The 17,262-nt window shown below is 68.6% G+C and carries 15 protein-coding genes; 10 read left to right on the forward strand and 5 right to left on the reverse strand.

Annotated features, from left to right (window positions below):
• Positions 1–25 precede the first annotated feature (25 nt).
• Positions 26–1,600, forward strand: a complete 1,575-nt coding sequence (locus OG225_RS28985) for a DNA-3-methyladenine glycosylase 2 family protein (RefSeq protein ID WP_405178141.1) — start codon at positions 26–28, stop codon at positions 1,598–1,600.
• Between the two features lie 38 nt (positions 1,601–1,638).
• The gene (locus OG225_RS28990; RefSeq protein ID WP_405178142.1) at positions 1,639–2,145 is read left to right on the forward strand and encodes a methylated-DNA--[protein]-cysteine S-methyltransferase; all 507 of its coding nucleotides are present in this window, start codon (positions 1,639–1,641) and stop codon (positions 2,143–2,145) included.
• Positions 2,146–2,204: 59 nt separating this feature from the next.
• Here OG225_RS28990 and OG225_RS28995 read toward each other — a convergent pair whose 3' ends face one another.
• Both OG225_RS28995 and OG225_RS29000 read right to left on the reverse strand, forming a co-directional pair.
• The gene (locus OG225_RS28995; protein WP_405178143.1) at positions 2,205–5,354 is read right to left on the reverse strand and encodes an AAA family ATPase; all 3,150 of its coding nucleotides are present in this window, start codon (positions 5,352–5,354) and stop codon (positions 2,205–2,207) included.
• Positions 5,351–6,529, reverse strand: coding sequence for an exonuclease SbcCD subunit D (locus tag OG225_RS29000; protein WP_405178144.1), 1,179 nt, complete (start codon positions 6,527–6,529; stop codon positions 5,351–5,353). Before OG225_RS29000 ends, OG225_RS28995 begins: the two co-directional genes overlap by 4 nt.
• 210 nt (positions 6,530–6,739) lie before the next feature.
• Here OG225_RS29000 and OG225_RS29005 point away from each other — a divergent pair, with 210 nt between their 5' ends.
• Positions 6,740–7,897, forward strand: coding sequence for a DNA recombination protein RmuC (locus tag OG225_RS29005; RefSeq protein ID WP_405178145.1), 1,158 nt, complete (start codon positions 6,740–6,742; stop codon positions 7,895–7,897).
• Positions 7,898–8,031: 134 nt separating this feature from the next.
• Entirely contained in the window at positions 8,032–8,976 is a 945-nt protein-coding gene (locus tag OG225_RS29010) for a DUF6542 domain-containing protein (protein ID WP_405178146.1), read from the forward strand.
• Between the two features lie 15 nt (positions 8,977–8,991).
• On the opposite strand, the gene OG225_RS29015 is transcribed toward OG225_RS29010, so the two are convergent.
• Positions 8,992–10,002 carry a 4-hydroxy-3-methylbut-2-enyl diphosphate reductase gene (locus tag OG225_RS29015; RefSeq protein ID WP_216914310.1) on the reverse strand — a complete coding sequence of 337 codons (1,011 nt, stop codon included), beginning with the start codon at positions 10,000–10,002 and terminating at the stop codon, positions 8,992–8,994.
• 111 nt (positions 10,003–10,113) lie between these two features.
• Here OG225_RS29015 and OG225_RS29020 point away from each other — a divergent pair, with 111 nt between their 5' ends.
• The 4 genes from OG225_RS29020 to OG225_RS29035 all read left to right on the forward strand — a co-directional run bounded on the left by OG225_RS29020 (position 10,114) and on the right by OG225_RS29035 (position 12,868).
• Positions 10,114–10,785 carry a lipid droplet-associated protein gene (locus tag OG225_RS29020; RefSeq protein ID WP_405178147.1) on the forward strand — a complete coding sequence of 224 codons (672 nt, stop codon included), beginning with the start codon at positions 10,114–10,116 and terminating at the stop codon, positions 10,783–10,785.
• Positions 10,786–10,921: 136 nt separating this feature from the next.
• Positions 10,922–12,253, forward strand: coding sequence for an exodeoxyribonuclease VII large subunit (xseA, locus tag OG225_RS29025; protein ID WP_405178148.1), 1,332 nt, complete (start codon positions 10,922–10,924; stop codon positions 12,251–12,253).
• Positions 12,250–12,504: an exodeoxyribonuclease VII small subunit gene (locus OG225_RS29030; RefSeq protein ID WP_109527909.1), complete on the forward strand. Its 255-nt coding sequence runs from the start codon at positions 12,250–12,252 to the stop codon at positions 12,502–12,504. Before xseA ends, OG225_RS29030 begins: the two co-directional genes overlap by 4 nt.
• A 19-nt stretch (positions 12,505–12,523) precedes the next feature.
• A complete protein-coding gene (locus tag OG225_RS29035; protein WP_405178149.1) occupies positions 12,524–12,868 on the forward strand; it encodes a VOC family protein in 345 nt (114 codons plus the stop codon).
• A gap of 33 nt (positions 12,869–12,901) precedes the next feature.
• Here OG225_RS29035 and OG225_RS29040 read toward each other — a convergent pair whose 3' ends face one another.
• Complete coding sequence (locus tag OG225_RS29040) at positions 12,902–13,468, reverse strand: DUF4245 domain-containing protein (protein WP_405178150.1); 567 nt, start codon at positions 13,466–13,468, stop codon at positions 12,902–12,904.
• Between the two features lie 132 nt (positions 13,469–13,600).
• Here OG225_RS29040 and glpX point away from each other — a divergent pair, with 132 nt between their 5' ends.
• Both glpX and OG225_RS29050 read left to right on the forward strand, forming a co-directional pair.
• Positions 13,601–14,644, forward strand: a complete 1,044-nt coding sequence (gene glpX, locus OG225_RS29045) for a class II fructose-bisphosphatase (protein WP_405178151.1) — start codon at positions 13,601–13,603, stop codon at positions 14,642–14,644.
• A 173-nt stretch (positions 14,645–14,817) separates the two neighbouring features.
• The gene (locus OG225_RS29050) at positions 14,818–16,221 is read left to right on the forward strand and encodes a class II fumarate hydratase (RefSeq protein ID WP_405178152.1); all 1,404 of its coding nucleotides are present in this window, start codon (positions 14,818–14,820) and stop codon (positions 16,219–16,221) included.
• A gap of 47 nt (positions 16,222–16,268) precedes the next feature.
• Here the strand turns inward: OG225_RS29050 and OG225_RS29055 are convergent, their stop codons facing one another.
• Positions 16,269–17,129, reverse strand: coding sequence for an acyl-ACP desaturase (locus OG225_RS29055; RefSeq protein WP_405178153.1), 861 nt, complete (start codon positions 17,127–17,129; stop codon positions 16,269–16,271).
• Positions 17,130–17,262 lie beyond the last annotated feature (133 nt).

Raw genomic sequence — 17,262 nt, forward strand, 5'->3', positions numbered from 1 at the left:
CGCGCGAGCTGACATTGTTGATTGGGTGACGATCACGGCGTTGGATTTCGAGCGGTGCTATCGGGCGGTGTCGACGCGGGACTCGCGGTTCGACGGACAGTTCTTCACGGCGGTGCGAACCACCGGGATCTATTGCCGCCCTTCGTGCCCGGCCATCACACCCAAACGAACCAATGTCAGCTTCCTGCCGACGGCCGCGGCGGCGCAGCACGCCGGATACCGGGCCTGCCGACGCTGTCTACCCGATGCCGCACCCGGTTCCCCGTTATGGAACACACGGGCCGATCTCGCGGCCAGGGCCATGCGACTCATCGGTGACGGCGTGATCGAACGCGGTGGCGTGCCCGCGCTGGCCGCGACCCTCGGGTATTCACAGCGTCAACTGACGCGCGTACTCACCACCGAACTGGGCGCGGGTCCGCTGGCCCTGGCCCGCGCGCACCGCGCCCACACCGCCCGGCTGCTGATCCAGACCACCGCGATGCCGATGTCGGATATCGCGTTCGCGGCCGGATTCGCCAGCATCCGGCAGTTCAACGACACCGTGCGCGAGGTCTTCGCCGTCAGTCCGACCACCATGCGCACCGAGGCCCAGCGCGCGCGCAAGGACACGCCCATCGCCCCCGCCGTCAACGGGGCATTGACATTGCGACTGCCCTACCGGGAACCACTGGACCGCGCCTGGCTCGAATGGTTCCTGTCCTCGCACGTCGCGCAGGGCGTGGAGCAGTGGGAGGACCACGCCTACACCCGCAATCTGCGCACACCGCACGGCCACGCGACGGCCCGGCTCAGCTTCCAGCGGGATCACGTGCGCGCCGAACTCGCCCTGCACGATATGCGCGATCTGGCCCCGACCGTGGCGCGACTGCGGCACCTGCTCGATCTCGACGCCGATCCGGTCGGCATCGATGAGGTTCTCGGCGTGCTGTCGCGCCGCAACGCCGTCCAACCCTTGGACGGCGAGCAGTTGCCCGACGCGGGCACCACACCCGCGACCGGTGAGCCACCCCAGCCGACCGGAACCCAGCGTCCGCTGTTCAGTCCCGGGATCCGAGTTCCCGGTTGCCTGGACGGTCCGGAACTGCTGCTGCGCACCATGATCGGCCAGCAGATCTCCGTGTCGGCCGCGTCGACACATACCGCACGCCTGGTCGACGCGCTGGGCGAGGAAGTCGAAGGGCCGCTCCCCCGGCTGTTCCCGACGCCCGCGATCATCGCCGAACGCGGCGCCGAAGTCCTCACCGGTCCCGCGCGGCGGGTCCACTCGATCGTCGCGGCCGCGGGCGCGATCGCCTCGGGCGAACTGCGACTGCATCAGGGCCGCACCGCCGCCGACCTGCGCCGCGACCTGCTCGCCCTGGACGGCATCGGCCCGTGGACCGCCGACTACGTGGCCATGCGACTGCTCGCCGACCCCGATATCCTGCTCGGCACCGACCTCGTGGTTCGTGAGGGGGCCGCACTGCTCGGCGTCGACCTCACCGACACCGAACGGTGGGCGCCGTGGCGGTCGTATCTGTCGATGCACATGTGGAAGGCCGCGTTGGCGGGACGGGCACCGCGCAAGAACGGGCACAAACGGGCCGGGACGTCGTGAGTCGACCGGCAAACTCGAACAGCGAAAGGGCATACGTCATGAGCACCGCGGACTACGCCACGGTCGACACACCCATCGGTCCCTTCACCGCACTCGCGGATCGGGACGGGGCGGTATTGGCCGCAGGCTGGACCGCCGACGCCGAGAACCTGCGTCTGCTGATCCATACTCGGCTGCGACCCGGTGACCTGCGTGAACGCGATTCGCTCGGTGCGATCACGACCGCCGTCTCCGACTACCATCGGGGTGAGCTCGACGCGATCGACGCGATCCCGGTCCGCCAGCACTCGGGTGAGTTCCTGCTGCACGCGTGGGAGGTGCTGCGCAAGGTCCCCGCGGGCGATCCGGTCACCTACACCGAATTCGCCGCCGTCGCGGGCAGGCCCGCCGCCACCCGTGCCGCCGCCAACGCCTGTGCCCGCAACGCGGCGGCCCTGTTCGTGCCGTGCCATCGCGTGCTGCGCATCGGCGGCGCGCTCGGCGGGTTCCGCTGGGGTCTGCCCGCGAAACGTTGGCTGCTCGACCACGAAGGGCGCTCGCGGTAGCCGGGTCTGCCCGCGAAACACCGACTGTTCGACCTATGTGGCGCGGGGCCGCGATCGTGCTACGAAACGGTCGTCTCGAGGCGTGATCCGCTCCGGCCGCGGATGACGTGGAGGCGGCTGGGAATTCGCTGGCGCATTTCGTCCACGTGGCTGACCAGGCCGACCACTCTGCCGCCCGCGCGCAATTCGTCGAGCACGCCCATAACGGCGTCGAGGGTGTCGGCGTCGAGGCCGCCGAAACCCTCGTCGATGAAGAGGGTGTCGAGTACCTGGCCGCCGGATTCGGCGGCGACGGTATCGGCGAGTCCGAGGGCGAGCGACAGCGAGGCCATGAAGGTTTCGCCGCCGGAGAGCGTTTTGGCGGGGCGGATCGCGCCGGTGTAGTCGTCGCGGATGTCGAGGCCGAGTCCACCACGTCGACCGTTCGGTCCCTCCCGGTCCGAGTGCACGAATTCGTAACGCCCGCCCGACATTCGACGCAACCGCACCGAGCCGGAGAGCGCCACTTCCTCCAGCCTGGCGGCGAGGACATAGGACCGCAGCGACATGCGGCGGTTGTTCTCCCCGCGTCCCGCCACGACGTCGGCGACACCGGCGAGTTCGTCGTGGGCCCGTTGCAACGGCGCGACCCGATCCAGCGCGACCCACAGTTGTCCGCCCAGATCCTCGAGCAGATTCACCCGGCGGGTGGCCTCGGCGTGGGCGGCGACCGCCGCGTTCAGGCGGGTTTGGGCTTCCGCGACCTGGCGTTGCAGTTCGGCCGGATCGCGGGGTTCGGTGAGCGCGGCCGCCTGCACCTCGGGTTCGGCGAGGACGGCCTCGGCGCTGCCTTTCCTGTGCTCCGCGTCGAGCAGTTCGGCGTCTATCTCCTCGTGCCGTCGCGGGGGGCGCGATGCGGTGGCGACGACCTTCGCGTACGCGGCCAGTACGGCGACATCGTCACCGACGGCGTCGGCGCGCACCTGCGCGTCGATGGCGAATCCCGCCGCACGAGCGAGACTTTCGACGCGTTCGGCCATGACGACCACCTGTTCACCTGCCTTGACGACGGCTGCCACGGCCTCGCGCAGCGCCGTGGCGGCGCCGATCAGGGCGTCGATACGGCGACGGCGATCATCGATGGTGCGGTCCGCACCGGCTGCGGCGCGCAGCCGTTCGGCGAGTTCGGTGTGACGGGCTGCCGCACCGGCGATCCGCGTGGACACGGTGCTGCGCCGGGTATCGGCGGCGCGCAATTCGTCCAGGAGGCCGGTCTGCTCGGCGCGCAGCCGTGCCAGCTCGGCGTCGAATCCGTCGACCAGTTCGGCCATATCCTCGGCGTCGCGGTAGCGGTCGGTGCAGGCGCGCAGCGCGGCGGCGAGTTCGACCCGATCGGCGTCACCGCCCGCGGCCTTGAATTTCTCGATCTCCCTTTCCAGCTCCGTGATCTGTGTCTGCACTCGATTGCGTGCTTCCTCGGCGACCCGTTCGGCGGCGACGGCCTCGTCCTCGGACGCCTCGGATACCGCGTGCGCGGTCGGGCGCGCCGGGTCCGGATGGTCCTCGGAACCGCAGACCGCGCACGGCTGCCCGTCGACGAGTTGACCCGCCAATTCCGCCGCCATACCGGCGAGACGACGTTCACGCAGGTCGAGCACCCGCTCTTTGGCATCATTGTGATCGGACCTGGCGGATTCGAATTCGATCCGGGCGTGGTCGAGTGCTGTTCGGCGGGTGGCCAATTCGACCGCGGCCGACACCGCCGTCTGCAATCGTTCGAGTTCGGTCCGCACCGAGGGCAGGGTGGCCGCGGCGGTGGCGGCCTCGCGCGATCGCGCTTCCGCGGCGGCGATCGCCGCGGGCAGTTCCTCGCGACGTCGGTTGACCGTGGTGATGCGGACCGCGAGCGCGGTCTCCTCGCCGCGCAGTTCGGTCAATTCCCTGCTCAGGCCGGCTGCGATGTCGACGTCGCCGCGCACCTCGTCCAGCGCTCCGGTCTGCGCGCTCCAGCGCCGGATCGCCGCATCGATATCGGTGTCGGGACGCACCGTCGTGCCCCGCCCGGTAGGTGTTCCCGGCTGCCGATCACCGGCCCGCGAGATCTCACGGTCGTCCGCATCGCGCGCCGTACCGGCGGGCGGCGTCGTGAGCAGTTCGGCCCGACCGAGATCGGCGGCCGCGGGGTCCATCAGCGCGGTCACCAGCGCGTCCTCGGCCTCGCGCCGCCGTTTCTCGTGCTTTCGGGCGGTGACGACCACGGCTCTCGCCTCATCGATCGCTTCGGTGACCGGCTGGGCGCGACGGGCGGACTCCAATTCGGCGCGCAATGCCGCTCGATGGTCCGCCCCGGCGAGGTAACCGTCCAGGGTGGCCCGGGCGGCTCCCCTCCGGCGGCGTAGTTCGTCGAGGCGCCGCTGTTCCTCGGCCTCGGATCGGATCCGCGCCGAATCCCGCTGGCACCGTTCGGATTCCGCGGTGGCGGTCGTCAGATCGACTCTGGCGGCGGCCAGCAGATCCTGTGACCAGGTGACCGCCTCGTGGGGTTCGACGACCTCGGTGACATTGCGCCCCGCCGCCATCGCCACATTGTCGATGAGACGCCGGATGGAATCGGTCCGCCGTCTCATCTCGGCCTCGGAGGCGCGGCGCTTCTCGGCGAGCCACTGCTCGGCGGTGCCGAAACGTTCGGTGTCGAAAAGCTTTTCGAGCAGCTTCTCGCGATCCTCGTTGTGCGCCCGCAGGAATCGCGCGAAATCCCCCTGCGGCAGCAGGACGACCTGGAAGAACTGGTCGGCGCTCATACCGAGCAGGCGGATGACCTCGTTGCCGATATCGGTGAGCCGGGACAGGTTGACGCCGGGACCGTCGAGCCATTCCAGTGTCGCGGTGGGGTTCTCCTTCACCAAGCCGCCCTTGGCACGTTTACTCGGCCGCACGAATTCCGGTGACCGCGTCAGCCGCAGTCGCCTGCCGCCGATCACGGCCTCCAGCACCACCCGTGGCGGTGTCTGCTCGTCGGCGTGATCGGAATGCAGGCGTTTGCTCTCCCCCCGCGCCCCCGGCACGCTGCCGTAGAGGGCGAAGGCGATCGCGTCCAGCACGGTGGTCTTTCCCGCGCCGGTCTGCCCGTGCAACAGGAAGAGTCCGTCGGATCCCAGTGTGTCGAAGTCGATGACGGTCGGCTCGGCGAACGGGCCGAATGCGGTCATCTCCAACCGATGCAGCCTCACGCGGTGAGTTCCCCGGCGAGCGGCAGCGCAGCGGGCTGCCGGTCGGGTTCAGCGACCGCCGCGGCGAGTGCCTTTTCCAGCCAGGCCATCTCGCCCGCGCTCGGTGCGCCGCGCACATCGGTGAGGAAGCTCTGCGCCACCTCGGTATCACGCCTGCCGCGCACGCGCTCGCGGTAACGCAGTTCCGGATTGCCTTCCGGGCGTGCCCATTCGACGTGCACCACGTGCGGAAACCGTTCTCGGAGCTTACGCAGCGGATCGACGGGACGGGCGGTGTCGGTGAGGGTCGCCGAGACGTAATGTTCTTGCGCCTCGGCATGGGCCGGGTCGTCCAACAGTTCGTCGAGTGTGCCGGTGAGCCTGCTCAGGCCACGCACCGAGGGAAGGTCGCGACGCCGGACCTCCCGCAGCCCCGACTCGTCCAGATCGATGATCCACACCGCCTTGCGATGTGAGTTCTCCGCGAAGGAGTACGGCAACGGCGAACCCGAATAGCGCACCGATTCCGAGAGGGTCTGTGGCGAATGCAGGTGGCCGAGGGCGACGTAGTCGATCCCGGTGAACGCCGAGAGCGGAACCGTCTCGACGCCGCCGACCGAGATGGACCGCTCCGACCCGGTCGCCGCGCCGCCGACGACGAAGGCGTGCGCGAGAATCACCGAACGGATATCGCCGCGTCGCGCGAGGTCGGCGCGGATTCTGGCCATCGCCGCGTCCAGGATGTCGGCGTGCGAACGCGCCTGCGGCACACCGAGTTCGGCGCGGGTGATCTCGGGTTCGAGGTACGGGATGCCGTACATCGCGATGTCGCCGTGCTCGTCGGCGAGCAGGACCGGCCGATCGGCCTGGGCGACGGTGGTGCGCAGGTGCAGACCACCCGCGGCGGCGAAACTGGCGCCCGCGCCGAGACGTGTCGGCGAATCGTGATTGCCCGAGGTGGCCACGATCGTGGCGCCCGCGGCGCGGATCGCCTCGAATCCCCGGTCGCACACCGCGATCGCGTCCGCGCTCGGAATCGATCGGTCGTAGATGTCGCCGGGGATCAGCACGACGTCGACGGACTCCTCGGCGACCAGCTCCGCGACCGCGCCCAACGCGCGCTCCTGGTCGGATAACAGATCGACGCCGTGGAAGGTACGCCCGATGTGCCAGTCCGAGGTGTGCAGCATCCGCATGGGGCGAAACCGTAGGCGTACCCACCGACAGAATTCAATCGCCCCGACCCGGGTGTCGGAATTGCCGCGTTCGGACCGGCGTGTCCGGCGGTGTTTCCTTTCCCACCCCGACGTGGATTCCACCGTGGCGCCGAGGATTTGCGGACGCGTCGCCCATCGGTAGCCGGTCGGCTTTGATTCCTGTCGGTGACGTACGGCACTATCTGCGCTATGACCGCACCGATGCTCGTCGCACTGATGCTGGTATTCGCCGCCGGAGTGGGACTCGGCTGGCTCGGTCATTCCGCGCGGGCGGGCAGGAGGGCGGTCGCCGCCGAAGCGAGACTGGAGGCGGCGGGTGAGAACGAACGGCTGCTACGCCACTCCCTCACCGCGGCGAACGAAGACGCCGCGCGCAGGCATTCGCACGCGATCGGCGCGATGGTCGAACCGTTGCGCGAGGCGGTGGGGGCGCTCGAACGCCACATCCAGCATGTCGAGCACCAGCGCGTCGACGCGTATTCCGGTCTGCGCGAACAGGTCGCGGGTATGCAGCGCACCTCGCACCAGCTGGCCGGGCAGACGAATCAGCTGGTCTCCGCGCTGCGGGCGCCGCAGGTACGCGGGCGCTGGGGCGAGATCCAATTGGAACGGGTCGTCGAACTGGCTGGTATGACCAGGCATTGCGATTTCTCCACCCAGGTGAGCCGGGCCACCCGCGACGACGGTGACAACGAACGGACCGCGACGGTGCGCCCCGATCTGGTGGTCCATCTGGCGGGTGGCCGCAGCATCGTGGTCGACGCCAAGGTGCCCTTCGAGGCATACCTCGACGCGTGCGCGGCCGATGATCCGGATCTGCGCGCCGATCTGCTGGCCCGGCACGCCAAACACCTGCGGGTGCACGTCGACAAGTTGGCGGCCAAGGCCTATTGGGCCGCCTTCGATCCGGCCCCGGAATTCGTGGTGCTCTTCATCCCGGGTGATCCGTTCCTCGATGCCGCGCTCACCGCCGACTTCGGATTGCTCGAGCACGCCTTCGGTCGCAATGTGATCCTCGCGACCCCGACCACGCTGATCGCGTTGTTGCGCACGGTGGCCTTCAGTTGGCGGCAGGAGGCGCTCTCGCGCGACGCCGCGACGATCCAGCAATTGGGAAGAGAGCTTTACACCAGGCTCGGAATGACCGGTAAACACCTGGATCGGCTCGGATCGCAACTCGGCAAGGCGGTCGAGGCATTCAACTACACCGTGGCGTCGGTAGAATCTCGTGTCATGGTGACGGCCAGGAAATTGCACGACCTGGAAATCGCTGAGCAGCCGATTCCCGAGATCGGCAAGCTGGAATCGATGCCGAGGGCGGCGGCCTTCGCCGACGCGGAGGAGTAGTGGTACGCGCACCGCTCGACCACCCGCCGCCCGCGTCCGTCGACCGGCGACGACCATCGCGCCGATCGATCGACGACGGCGCCGCTGGCCGTGCCGTAACGCCGACACGCGCCACGCCGGTTAGTGTTCTCAGCGTGGCTGCTTCCCAACGTGTGCGATCCCGGGTGCCCGCGCCGCAACGTTCGATCTTGCCGTCGGTGCCGGGTGTCCCGGCCGGTGCGGCGATCCTGATTGCGGCGGCGTGCACGTTCCTGGGGTTCCTGATCGATGCAAACGGCAACACCGGGGAACTGACCGGCACCTTCGCGGCGCTGTATGTCGCGGGCTGCGTTGCCGCGGTTCTCGCGGTCCGCTATCGCGGCCTGTTCACCGCGATGGTGTTGCCGCCGCTGCTGCTGTTCCTGGCGGTTCCGCTGTCGTATCAACAGCTGACCGGCAGTAACTCGAGCGGTATCAAGGACATCCTGCTCAACCTCGCGATCCCGTTGGTGGAGCGGTTCCCGACGATGTTCCTCGCCACCGCGCTGAGTCTGGCGATCGGTGGCCTGCGCATCTACCTGCATCGGCGGGCCGAAGCCGAGGAACGCGGTGACGAGGCGCGCCGCGGATCGAGTTGGGGACGCAACGGCTCGGCCGATCGCTCCCGCCCGGCGAAATCCGCGAGCCCGGCCAAATCCGCCAAGTCGAAAGCCCCGGCCAAGAACGCGAGGCCCGCGAAGGCCGCGCCGCCCGAGGCCGCCAAACGACGTCCCAAACGGCCCGATCCCGAGCCCATCGTCGATATCAGCGATCAGAAGACCGACAAGTACGAACCGCCGCGCCCCGGCGGCAGGCGTCCGAGCGCGGAGGTGGCGGAAACCCCGCCCCGGGTCGCGACCAAAGGCCGTCCGAGGGAGGGCGGTCGGCCCGTGACGGGACGGACGGCCCGCCCCGCGGCCGCGATGCCGGCGCGCGCCGAGAGCGAGGTGCCACGCGGCGGTCGCCCCCGAGGCGAGGTGCCACCGCACCCGCAGCCCAATGTCCGGTATCGCGACCGGGAGTCGCAGCGCAACGAACGCCGGAAGCCGGAGAACCTCTGAGCGCGTGCCCGTCCGTCAGTGGCGGGCGGTGCGCAGTTCTCGCGGCAGGGCGAAGACCAGGGTCTCGTTGGCCGTCGTGACCGGTTGTACGTCGGCGAAGCCGTGTTCCTCGAGCATGTCGAGCACACCGCGTACGAGGATCTCCGGCACCGACGCACCCGAGGTGATGCCGACCGTGCGCACCCCGGCCAGCCAGGCCGGATCCACTTCGCGGGCGTAGTCGACCAGGTACGAGGCCTTCGCGCCCGCGCCGAGAGCGACCTCGACCAGCCGCACCGAATTGGAGGAGTTGCGCGAACCGACGACGATCACCAGATCGCATTCGGGCGCCATCGCCTTCACCGCGACCTGGCGATTCTGCGTCGCGTAGCAGATGTCGTCGCTCGGCGGATCCTGCAACAGTGGGAACCGCTCGCGCAGCCGCTGCACGGTCTGCATGGTCTCGTCCACGCTGAGGGTGGTCTGCGACAGCCAGATCACCTTGTTCTCGTCACGCACGGTGACCTTGTCGACGGCATCGGGGCCGTCGACGAGCTGTACGTGATCGGGTGCCTCCCCCGCGGTGCCCTCGACCTCCTCGTGGCCCTCGTGGCCGATCAGCAGGATGTCGAAATCGTCGCGGGCGAATCGTTTGGCTTCCTGGTGCACCTTGGTGACCAGCGGACATGTCGCGTCGATGGTGTGCAGATTCCTGGCCGCGGCCGAATCGTGCACCGCGGGCGACACGCCGTGCGCGGAGAAGACCACGACCTGCCCGTCGGGCACCTGGTCGGTCTCGTCGACGAAGATCACACCGCGTTCACGCAGGGTCTCCACCACGTGGCGGTTGTGCACGATCTCCTTGCGCACGTAGATGGGGGCGCCGTGCTTCTCCAGGGCCTTCTCCACCGTCTCCACCGCGCGATCGACACCCGCGCAGTAGCCGCGTGGCTCCGCGAGTAGGACTCGTTTCTCGCCGTCGGCGAGCGCGGTTCCGGTACCGGCCGAGCGGGCGATTCCGACGTTCAAGGGGATGGCCGAAGACATGACGACAGCTTACTTGCGTCGGGCGGTTGCGAGCCGGGTGGAGGGACACGCGACAATCTGTCTGTGACACCCACCCTTTGCATCGTCGGGCGTATCGGGCAGGCTAGAACCATGTTCCGACCTCCGTTCCTGGCCCGGGTCGCCGCCGGTGCCGCCGTGTACGCCCTGGAAGAGACTCGCAGGCTGCCCACGGCGGCCGTGAACTTTCCGATCACCGCCATCAGCCAGCTGCTCCAGACCTCCATGCATATCCAGCAGTTCGTGACCAGCCTCGCACTCAAGGGCGACGCGGTTTTCGATCGTCTGGGCAGCGGTGAGCAGGAACGGCCGGAGTGGGCCACCTTCGACGAGGATCTCGACTCCGATTCCTCCGCGGAACCGGCGTTCGCCAATCCGGCGCGGACCAGCCGTTTCGATCTGTACACCGCTGACGAGCCCGCCGTGGCGAGTGAGACGAACGGGCACCCGGTCGCGCTACCGACGGTCGACGAGCAGGACGACTCCGCGGTGACGGATACCCCGGTGACAGACGCCACAGTGACCGGCGCCACGGCAGCCGACACCGCGGTCGGTATCGCCGAGGAAACGCCCGAGGTCGTCGCACCCGAGGTCGCCACGCGCTACGACTACGCCAACATGACCCTGGCGCAATTGCGCGCCCGGCTGCGCATGCTCTCGGTCGAGGAACTCGCCGAGTTGCTCGACTACGAACAGCTCACCCTGGACAGGGCGCCGTTCGTCACGATGCTGACCAATCGGATCGCCACCGTCCGCGCCCAGTGAGCCCGGTCTCGCGACGGCGGCGAAGCGCGCGCGGCCGACCTCCGCGCCTCGGTTCCGAGCGCTCGACGCGGGGCCGCGGCGACGAATCGCCCGACCCGTTGCGTTCGTGTCCGACCCGGCGCGTATATCTGGCGGCATGACTCAGGACGGCACGGCGGCGCGGACCGGTGCCGCGACGCCAGCCAATTCCGCCGAACAACCGTGGCCGGTGCGTACGGTCGCGCTCAAGGTCTCGCAGTGGATCGACCGGCTCGGCAGTATCTGGGTGGAGGGTCAGATCACCCAGATGAACCTGCGGCCGGGCACGCGCACCGCGTTCCTCATCCTGCGCGATCCTTCCGCCGACATGTCGCTGTCGGTGACCTGCGACCCGGAGTTGATCCGCAGATCGCCGGTTCCGCTCCAGGAAGGCAGCCGGGTCGTCGTCTTCGGCAAACTGTCGTTCTTCGTCGGGCGCGGCACGATCTCGCTGCGCGTGATCGAGATCCGTCCGGTCGGCGTCGGCGAACTGCTCGCGCGTATCGAGCGGCTCAAGGCGCTGCTGGCCGCCGAGGGGTTGTTCGATCCGCGTCTGAAACGTCCCGTCCCCTTCCTGCCCGGCACCGTTGGGCTGATCACCGGCCGGGCGAGCGCCGCCGAGCGCGATGTGCTGATGGTGGCCAGGAATCGTTGGCCCGCAGTACTTTTCGATGTCCGCAATACCGCGGTGCAGGGTCCGACGGCGGTACCGCAGATCCTGGGGGCACTGGCCGAACTGGATCGCGATCCCGCGGTCGACGTCATCGTGCTCGCCCGTGGCGGCGGCAGCGTGGAGGATCTGCTGCCCTTCTCCGACGAGGCGCTGTGCCGGGCGATCGTGGCGGCGACGACGCCCATCGTCAGCGCGATCGGTCACGAACCGGATAATCCGCTCTGCGATCTGGTCGCCGATATGCGCGCGGCCACGCCCACCGACGCCGCGAAGCGGATCGTGCCCGACGCCGCGGCCGAACTCGCCGGGGTGCGCGATATGCGGGATCGCGCTGCGGCGGCGCTGCGCGGCTGGGTCGACCGCGAGACCGCGGCGCTCGCGCAGTTGCGGTCGCGGCCGGTGCTCGCCGATCCACTCCGCGATATCGACCGGCGCACCGAGGAGGTCGAACGGCTCAGGATCGCGGCCCGACGCTGCGCCGACCATCTGATCGGCGCCGAGTCCACGACGACACGGCACCTGCGGGAGAAACTCACCGCGGTCGGCCCGGCCGCGACGCTGGCGCGTGGCTACGCTGTGGTGCAGCGGGTTTCCGGCCGCGAGCGGCATGTGGTGCGCGGTATCGACGACGCGCCCGCGGGCAGTCAGTTGCGCGTGCGGGTGGCCGACGGCGCCGTCACCGCGGCGGCGTTGGGGTCACAGGCACTCGGTAAGAGCGTGGTGAGCGGCGCGGGTCCGCGCGAGCACGACATCGACGACAGGGAGGAACGACGGTGACCGATTCCGGCAACGCCGAGGCCGAGCCGACGGAGCTGGCCGAGATTCGCGGCTTCGGCTACGAACGCGCCCGCGACGAATTGGTCAACGTCGTGAAGATGCTCGAACAGGGCGGAATGGACCTGGATGACTCGCTCGCGCTGTGGGAGCGCGGCGAAGCGCTCGCCACCCGGTGCGAGGAACATCTGGCGGGCGCGCGCAAACGCGTCGAAGACGCGATATCCCGTTCCGAGGCCGAAGAACAGGTATGAACCGGACGTAGGAGCAGACATGGGCATTCGTCGCGCGACACCCGATATCCGCACCGACGATATGGCGCGCAGCCGCGATTTCTATCGCCTGCTCGGCTTCGAGGAGACCATGGATCTGGGCTGGGCGGTGACCATGGCCTCGCCCACCAACCCGACCGCCCAGATACTGCTGCTCGGGCCGGGCGCCGAGCGGTTCCAGCCCGATATCAGCGTCGAGGTCGACGATGTCGACGCCGTGCACGCCGCGGCGAGCGCGAAGGGCGCGGATATCGTCTACGCGCTGCGCGACGAACCGTGGGGCGTGCGGCGATTCTTCGTGCGTGATCCCGACGGAACGGTCGTCAACGTCGTCGGCCATCGCTGACCGGGCCGGAAGCGCGAGAGTGCGGCGAGGCCGTCAGCGCGACAGTTGCGGGGCGGCCGTGACGGCCTGAGCCAGCGTCGTGAACGCGCTCGTGTCACCCGCGCCCTTGATCAGCACCCTGGACTGGCCGAAATCGGCGATCCAGGCCGTCTCCTCGGTCGGCTCGGCGAACACCGTCCATTTCTGGTTGCCGATCTGCTGGGTGCCGTTGGCGAACCGGGAGCCGAGGATCGAGCGGGCGAGCACCTCGTCGGAGGCGCTGCTCTGGGTGAGCTGCATGTACGTCCCCGACGGGGTGATATATCCCACGGTGCTCACCGGACCGCCGTCCGGGCCGGTGATGGTGTCGCGACTGCCCGAATTCGGCGTCCAGTCCGCGGGCACGGCCGGATTCCTGATCGGGAACGGCAGCGTGCGCGCGTCGGAGTTCAGCGCGGACTGCACATCGAAATGCGGGATCTTCCCCTCGGTCGGACCGGTCGCCGAGAAGCTGCACTGACTGGCCAGACCTGCGAAGACCACGGCGATCAGCACCAACGGGATCAGTGAGAAGAACAGATCCTTGTAGTCGTGGAGGATGCGTGGCTTTTGGTAGGACACGGTCCAAGTATCCACTCGTCGGCGTGCCGCTCCCGCCCGCACCCCGCACGTCCTGCCATCTGGTGCGAAGTCGGGCCGAGGCGAAATGAGACAATCGTGCGGAAACAAACCAACCGAGGGAGGCACCCCGCCATGACGGCATCGAAGCCAGCACCCAGCCGCCGTGAGGCCCCTGATCGCAATCTCGCGCTCGAATTGGTCCGGGTGACCGAAGCGGGCGCCATGGCTGCGGGCCGCTGGGTCGGGCGCGGCGACAAGGAGGGTGGCGACGGCGCCGCCGTCGATGCCATGCGCGAGCTGGTCAACTCGGTCTCGATGCGCGGCACCGTCGTGATCGGCGAGGGCGAGAAGGACGAAGCGCCCATGCTGTACAACGGCGAGATCGTCGGCGACGGCACCGGACCCGAGGTGGATTTCGCGGTCGACCCGATCGACGGCACCACGCTGATGTCCAAGGGTTCGCCCGGCGCCATCTCCGTGCTCGCGGTCGCCGAGCGCGGTGCGATGTTCGACCCGTCCGCGGTGTTCTACATGCACAAGATCGCGGTCGGTCCCGACGCCGCCGACGTGATCGATATCTCCGCCCCGATCGCCGAGAACATCGCGCGCGTCGCCAAGGCGAAGAGTCTGCTGAAATCGGATCTGACCGTCTGCATCCTGGATCGTCCGCGCCACGCGGAGCTGATCCAGGAGGTCCGCGACGCGGGCGCGCGGATCCGGCTGATCTCCGACGGTGACGTCGCGGGCGCCATCGCGGCCGCGCGTCCCGATTCCGGCACCGACATCCTGGTCGGCATCGGCGGCACCCCGGAGGGCATCATCGCCGCGGCCGCCATCCGCTGTATGGGCGGCGCGCTACAGGCCAAACTAGCGCCGACCGACGACGAGGAACGCCAGAAGGCGATCGACGCCGGTCACGATCTGGACCGTGTGCTCACCACCGAGGATCTCGTCGCGGGCGAGAACGTCTTCTTCTGCGCGACCGGTGTCACCGACGGTGACCTGCTGCGCGGAGTCCGCTACTACGGCGGCGGCGCCTCCACCCAGTCGATCGTCATGCGCTCCAAATCGGGCACCGTCCGCATGATCGACGCCTACCACCGTCTCACCAAACTCCGCGAGTACTCCGCCGTGGACTTCATCGGCGACGAGGACGCGGATCCGCCGCTGCCCTGATCCGTGAGATCCGACGAAGACGCGTATGCCGTTGGCTGCGCGTCTTTTTCGTCGCTGTCGGGTACGCGTTTCGGGCCCTCGGATTCGGGGCAATCATCGCCCGTTCCGTGCTGTGCGCATCGCCTCAGGCGTGGCAGCCCCACACGGGGCGCGGTCGGCATAGGGTCGGAAATATGACCGAGGAGACGCAGTACCGCATCGAACACGACACCATGGGCGAGGTACGGGTTCCGGTGCACGCCCTGTGGCGGGCGCAGACGCAGCGGGCCGTGGAGAATTTCCCGATCAGCGGGCGTGGACTGGAACGGGCGCAAATCAGGGCGCTCGGACTGTTGAAGGGCGCGTGCGCGAAGGTGAACCGGGATCTGGGGTTACTCGATCCGGGTAAGGCCGAGGCCATCATCGCCGCCGCGACCGAGATCGCCGAGGGCGAGCACGACGACCAGTTCCCGATCGATGTCTTCCAGACCGGTTCGGGCACCAGCTCGAATATGAACGCCAACGAGGTCATCGCATCGATCGCCAAGGCCAACGGCGTGGATGTGCATCCCAACGACGACGTCAACATGTCGCAGTCCTCCAACGACACCTTCCCGACCGCGACCCATCTCGCCGCGACCGAAGCGGTCATCAAGGAACTGGTTCCCGCGCTGGAACATCTGCGGCTCGCGCTGCTGGACAAGGCCACCGAATGGCGCACCGTGGTGAAATCGGGCCGCACGCACCTGATGGACGCGGTGCCGGTCACCCTCGGCCAGGAATTCGGCGGCTACACCCGCCAGATCGCGCTCGGCATCGACCGCGCGATGGTGACGCTGCCCCGGCTCGGTGAGCTGCCCATCGGCGGCACCGCGGTCGGCACCGGACTCAATGCCCCCGAGGGGTTCGGCGCGAAGGTGGTCGCGGAATTGCGGCGCTCCACCGGTATCGACGCGTTCTCCGAAGCCGAGGATCATTTCGAGGCCCAAGCCGCCAGGGACGGACTGGTCGAGGCGTCGGGGGCACTGCGCACCATCGCGGTGAGCCTGACCAAGATCGCCAACGATATCCGCTGGATGGGTTCGGGGCCGCTCACCGGCCTGGGTGAACTCCAGTTGCCCGATCTCCAGCCCGGCAGCTCGATCATGCCCGGCAAGGTGAATCCCGTTCTCCCCGAGGCGGTCACGCAGGTGGCGGCGCAGGTGATCGGCAACGACGCGACCGTCGCGTTCTCCGGCGCGAGCGGCGCGTTCGAGCTGAACGTCTACATTCCGGTGATGGCGCGCAACCTGCTGGAATCGATTCGCCTGCTGGCCAATGTCTCCCGGCTCTTCGCCGACAAGTGCGTCAGGGGTCTGGTGGCGAACGAGGACCATCTGCGCACCCTGGCCGAATCCTCACCGTCGATCGTGACGCCGCTGAATTCGGCGATCGGCTACGAGGAGGCCGCGGCGGTGGCGAAAGAGGCGCTGAAGCAGAAGAAGACGATTCGCCAGACCGTGATCGACCGCGGTCTCATCGGCGACGGTCTCTCCCTGGAGGAACTCGATCGGCGTCTGGACGTGCTGTCGATGGCGAAGGTCCAGAACGGGAAGTGACCGCTTCGGTCGGTGCGCTCAGCTAGCGCACCGACCGGCGGGGCGAGTCAGCCGCGCAGATGCGCGATTTCGGTGCGGGCCTGCTCGCCCTCGGCGCCGAGATCGTTGCGCTCGAAGACATTCCACCGTGCCAGCAGCGGTGCGAAGACCAGCGTCGGTTCCTGCGCCGGATCGTAGACGCCGGCCTCGGCCAGCAGTTCGTCGCTGCTGCGTCCGTCGGGCAGGGTCACCGACGGCACCGTGAACGCGGCCACGCTGTCGGCGACGGCGCGCATGGTCTGATCGGGGGCGATATCGAATCCCGCGGCGACGAGATCGGCGAAGAATTTCGCCTGCAATTCGTCGTCGAGCGCGATGCGGTCGGCCATGGCGGTGACGATCTCGTTCTCGCCGAGCGCGGCGATATTGCGATGCCGGACCGCCGACGCCGTCTCCTCCAACGCGCAGGTGGCGAGCACGTCGAGCAGATGCAGGGAGGGCCTGCGGAAGCCCTTGGTCATGTGTTCCATGCGCGACCGCTCCAGCTGCACCGGATCGACCGCCCTGGTGACCATGAGGTAGTTGCGGATCATGATCTCGTGCCGGTTCTCCTCGGCCGTCCAGCGGCCGACCCAGCGCCACCACGCGCCGGTGCGCAGGTACTTGCCGATCTCACGATGGTAGGAGGGCAGGTTGTCGGCCACCAGGACGCTGACCGTCAACGCCAGCTTGGCGACCTCGCTGAGCTCGGATTGCCCCGGCTCCCAATCGGTTCCGCCGAGGAAGCGGAAGTTCCGGCCCTCGCTGAACGGCACGTAGTCGTGCGGCTGCCATCCGTCGGCCACCTCGATGTGGCGGCGCAGATTCAGTTCCACCTCGAGCGCGAGCGAATCGAGCAGCTCACGATCGGTCAAGAGATTTTGCACCATCACAACCTAGCTGCTGTTCCCGCGACGCGGGGATATACGACGGCATTGCCGGACGGCGTCCGAAACCACCGGAGATGGTGTCACATGATGCCGGACGCCGCATCCATCGCACAATCGAGCCGCGGATTCCGGC

Source organism: Nocardia sp. NBC_01377 (genome assembly GCF_045040005.1).
Taxonomy (GTDB): Bacteria; Actinomycetota; Actinomycetes; order Mycobacteriales; family Mycobacteriaceae; genus Nocardia; species Nocardia noduli.

What these genes read in the sequence shown, in the direction of transcription:
- glpX (WP_405178151.1), top strand. Translation starts at nt 13,601, where the DNA reads ATGACGGCATCGAAGCCAGCACCCAGCCGCCGTGAGGCCCCTGATCGC.
- OG225_RS29020 (WP_405178147.1), top strand. Translation starts at nt 10,114, where the DNA reads ATGTTCCGACCTCCGTTCCTGGCCCGGGTCGCCGCCGGTGCCGCCGTG.
- xseA (WP_405178148.1), top strand. Translation starts at nt 10,922, where the DNA reads ATGACTCAGGACGGCACGGCGGCGCGGACCGGTGCCGCGACGCCAGCC.
- OG225_RS29055 (WP_405178153.1), bottom strand. Translation starts at nt 17,129, where the DNA reads ATGGTGCAAAATCTCTTGACCGATCGTGAGCTGCTCGATTCGCTCGCG.
- OG225_RS29015 (WP_216914310.1), bottom strand. Translation starts at nt 10,002, where the DNA reads ATGTCTTCGGCCATCCCCTTGAACGTCGGAATCGCCCGCTCGGCCGGT.
- OG225_RS29000 (WP_405178144.1), bottom strand. Translation starts at nt 6,529, where the DNA reads ATGCGGATGCTGCACACCTCGGACTGGCACATCGGGCGTACCTTCCAC.
- OG225_RS29050 (WP_405178152.1), top strand. Translation starts at nt 14,818, where the DNA reads ATGACCGAGGAGACGCAGTACCGCATCGAACACGACACCATGGGCGAG.
- OG225_RS28990 (WP_405178142.1), top strand. Translation starts at nt 1,639, where the DNA reads ATGAGCACCGCGGACTACGCCACGGTCGACACACCCATCGGTCCCTTC.
- OG225_RS29035 (WP_405178149.1), top strand. Translation starts at nt 12,524, where the DNA reads ATGGGCATTCGTCGCGCGACACCCGATATCCGCACCGACGATATGGCG.
- OG225_RS29005 (WP_405178145.1), top strand. Translation starts at nt 6,740, where the DNA reads ATGACCGCACCGATGCTCGTCGCACTGATGCTGGTATTCGCCGCCGGA.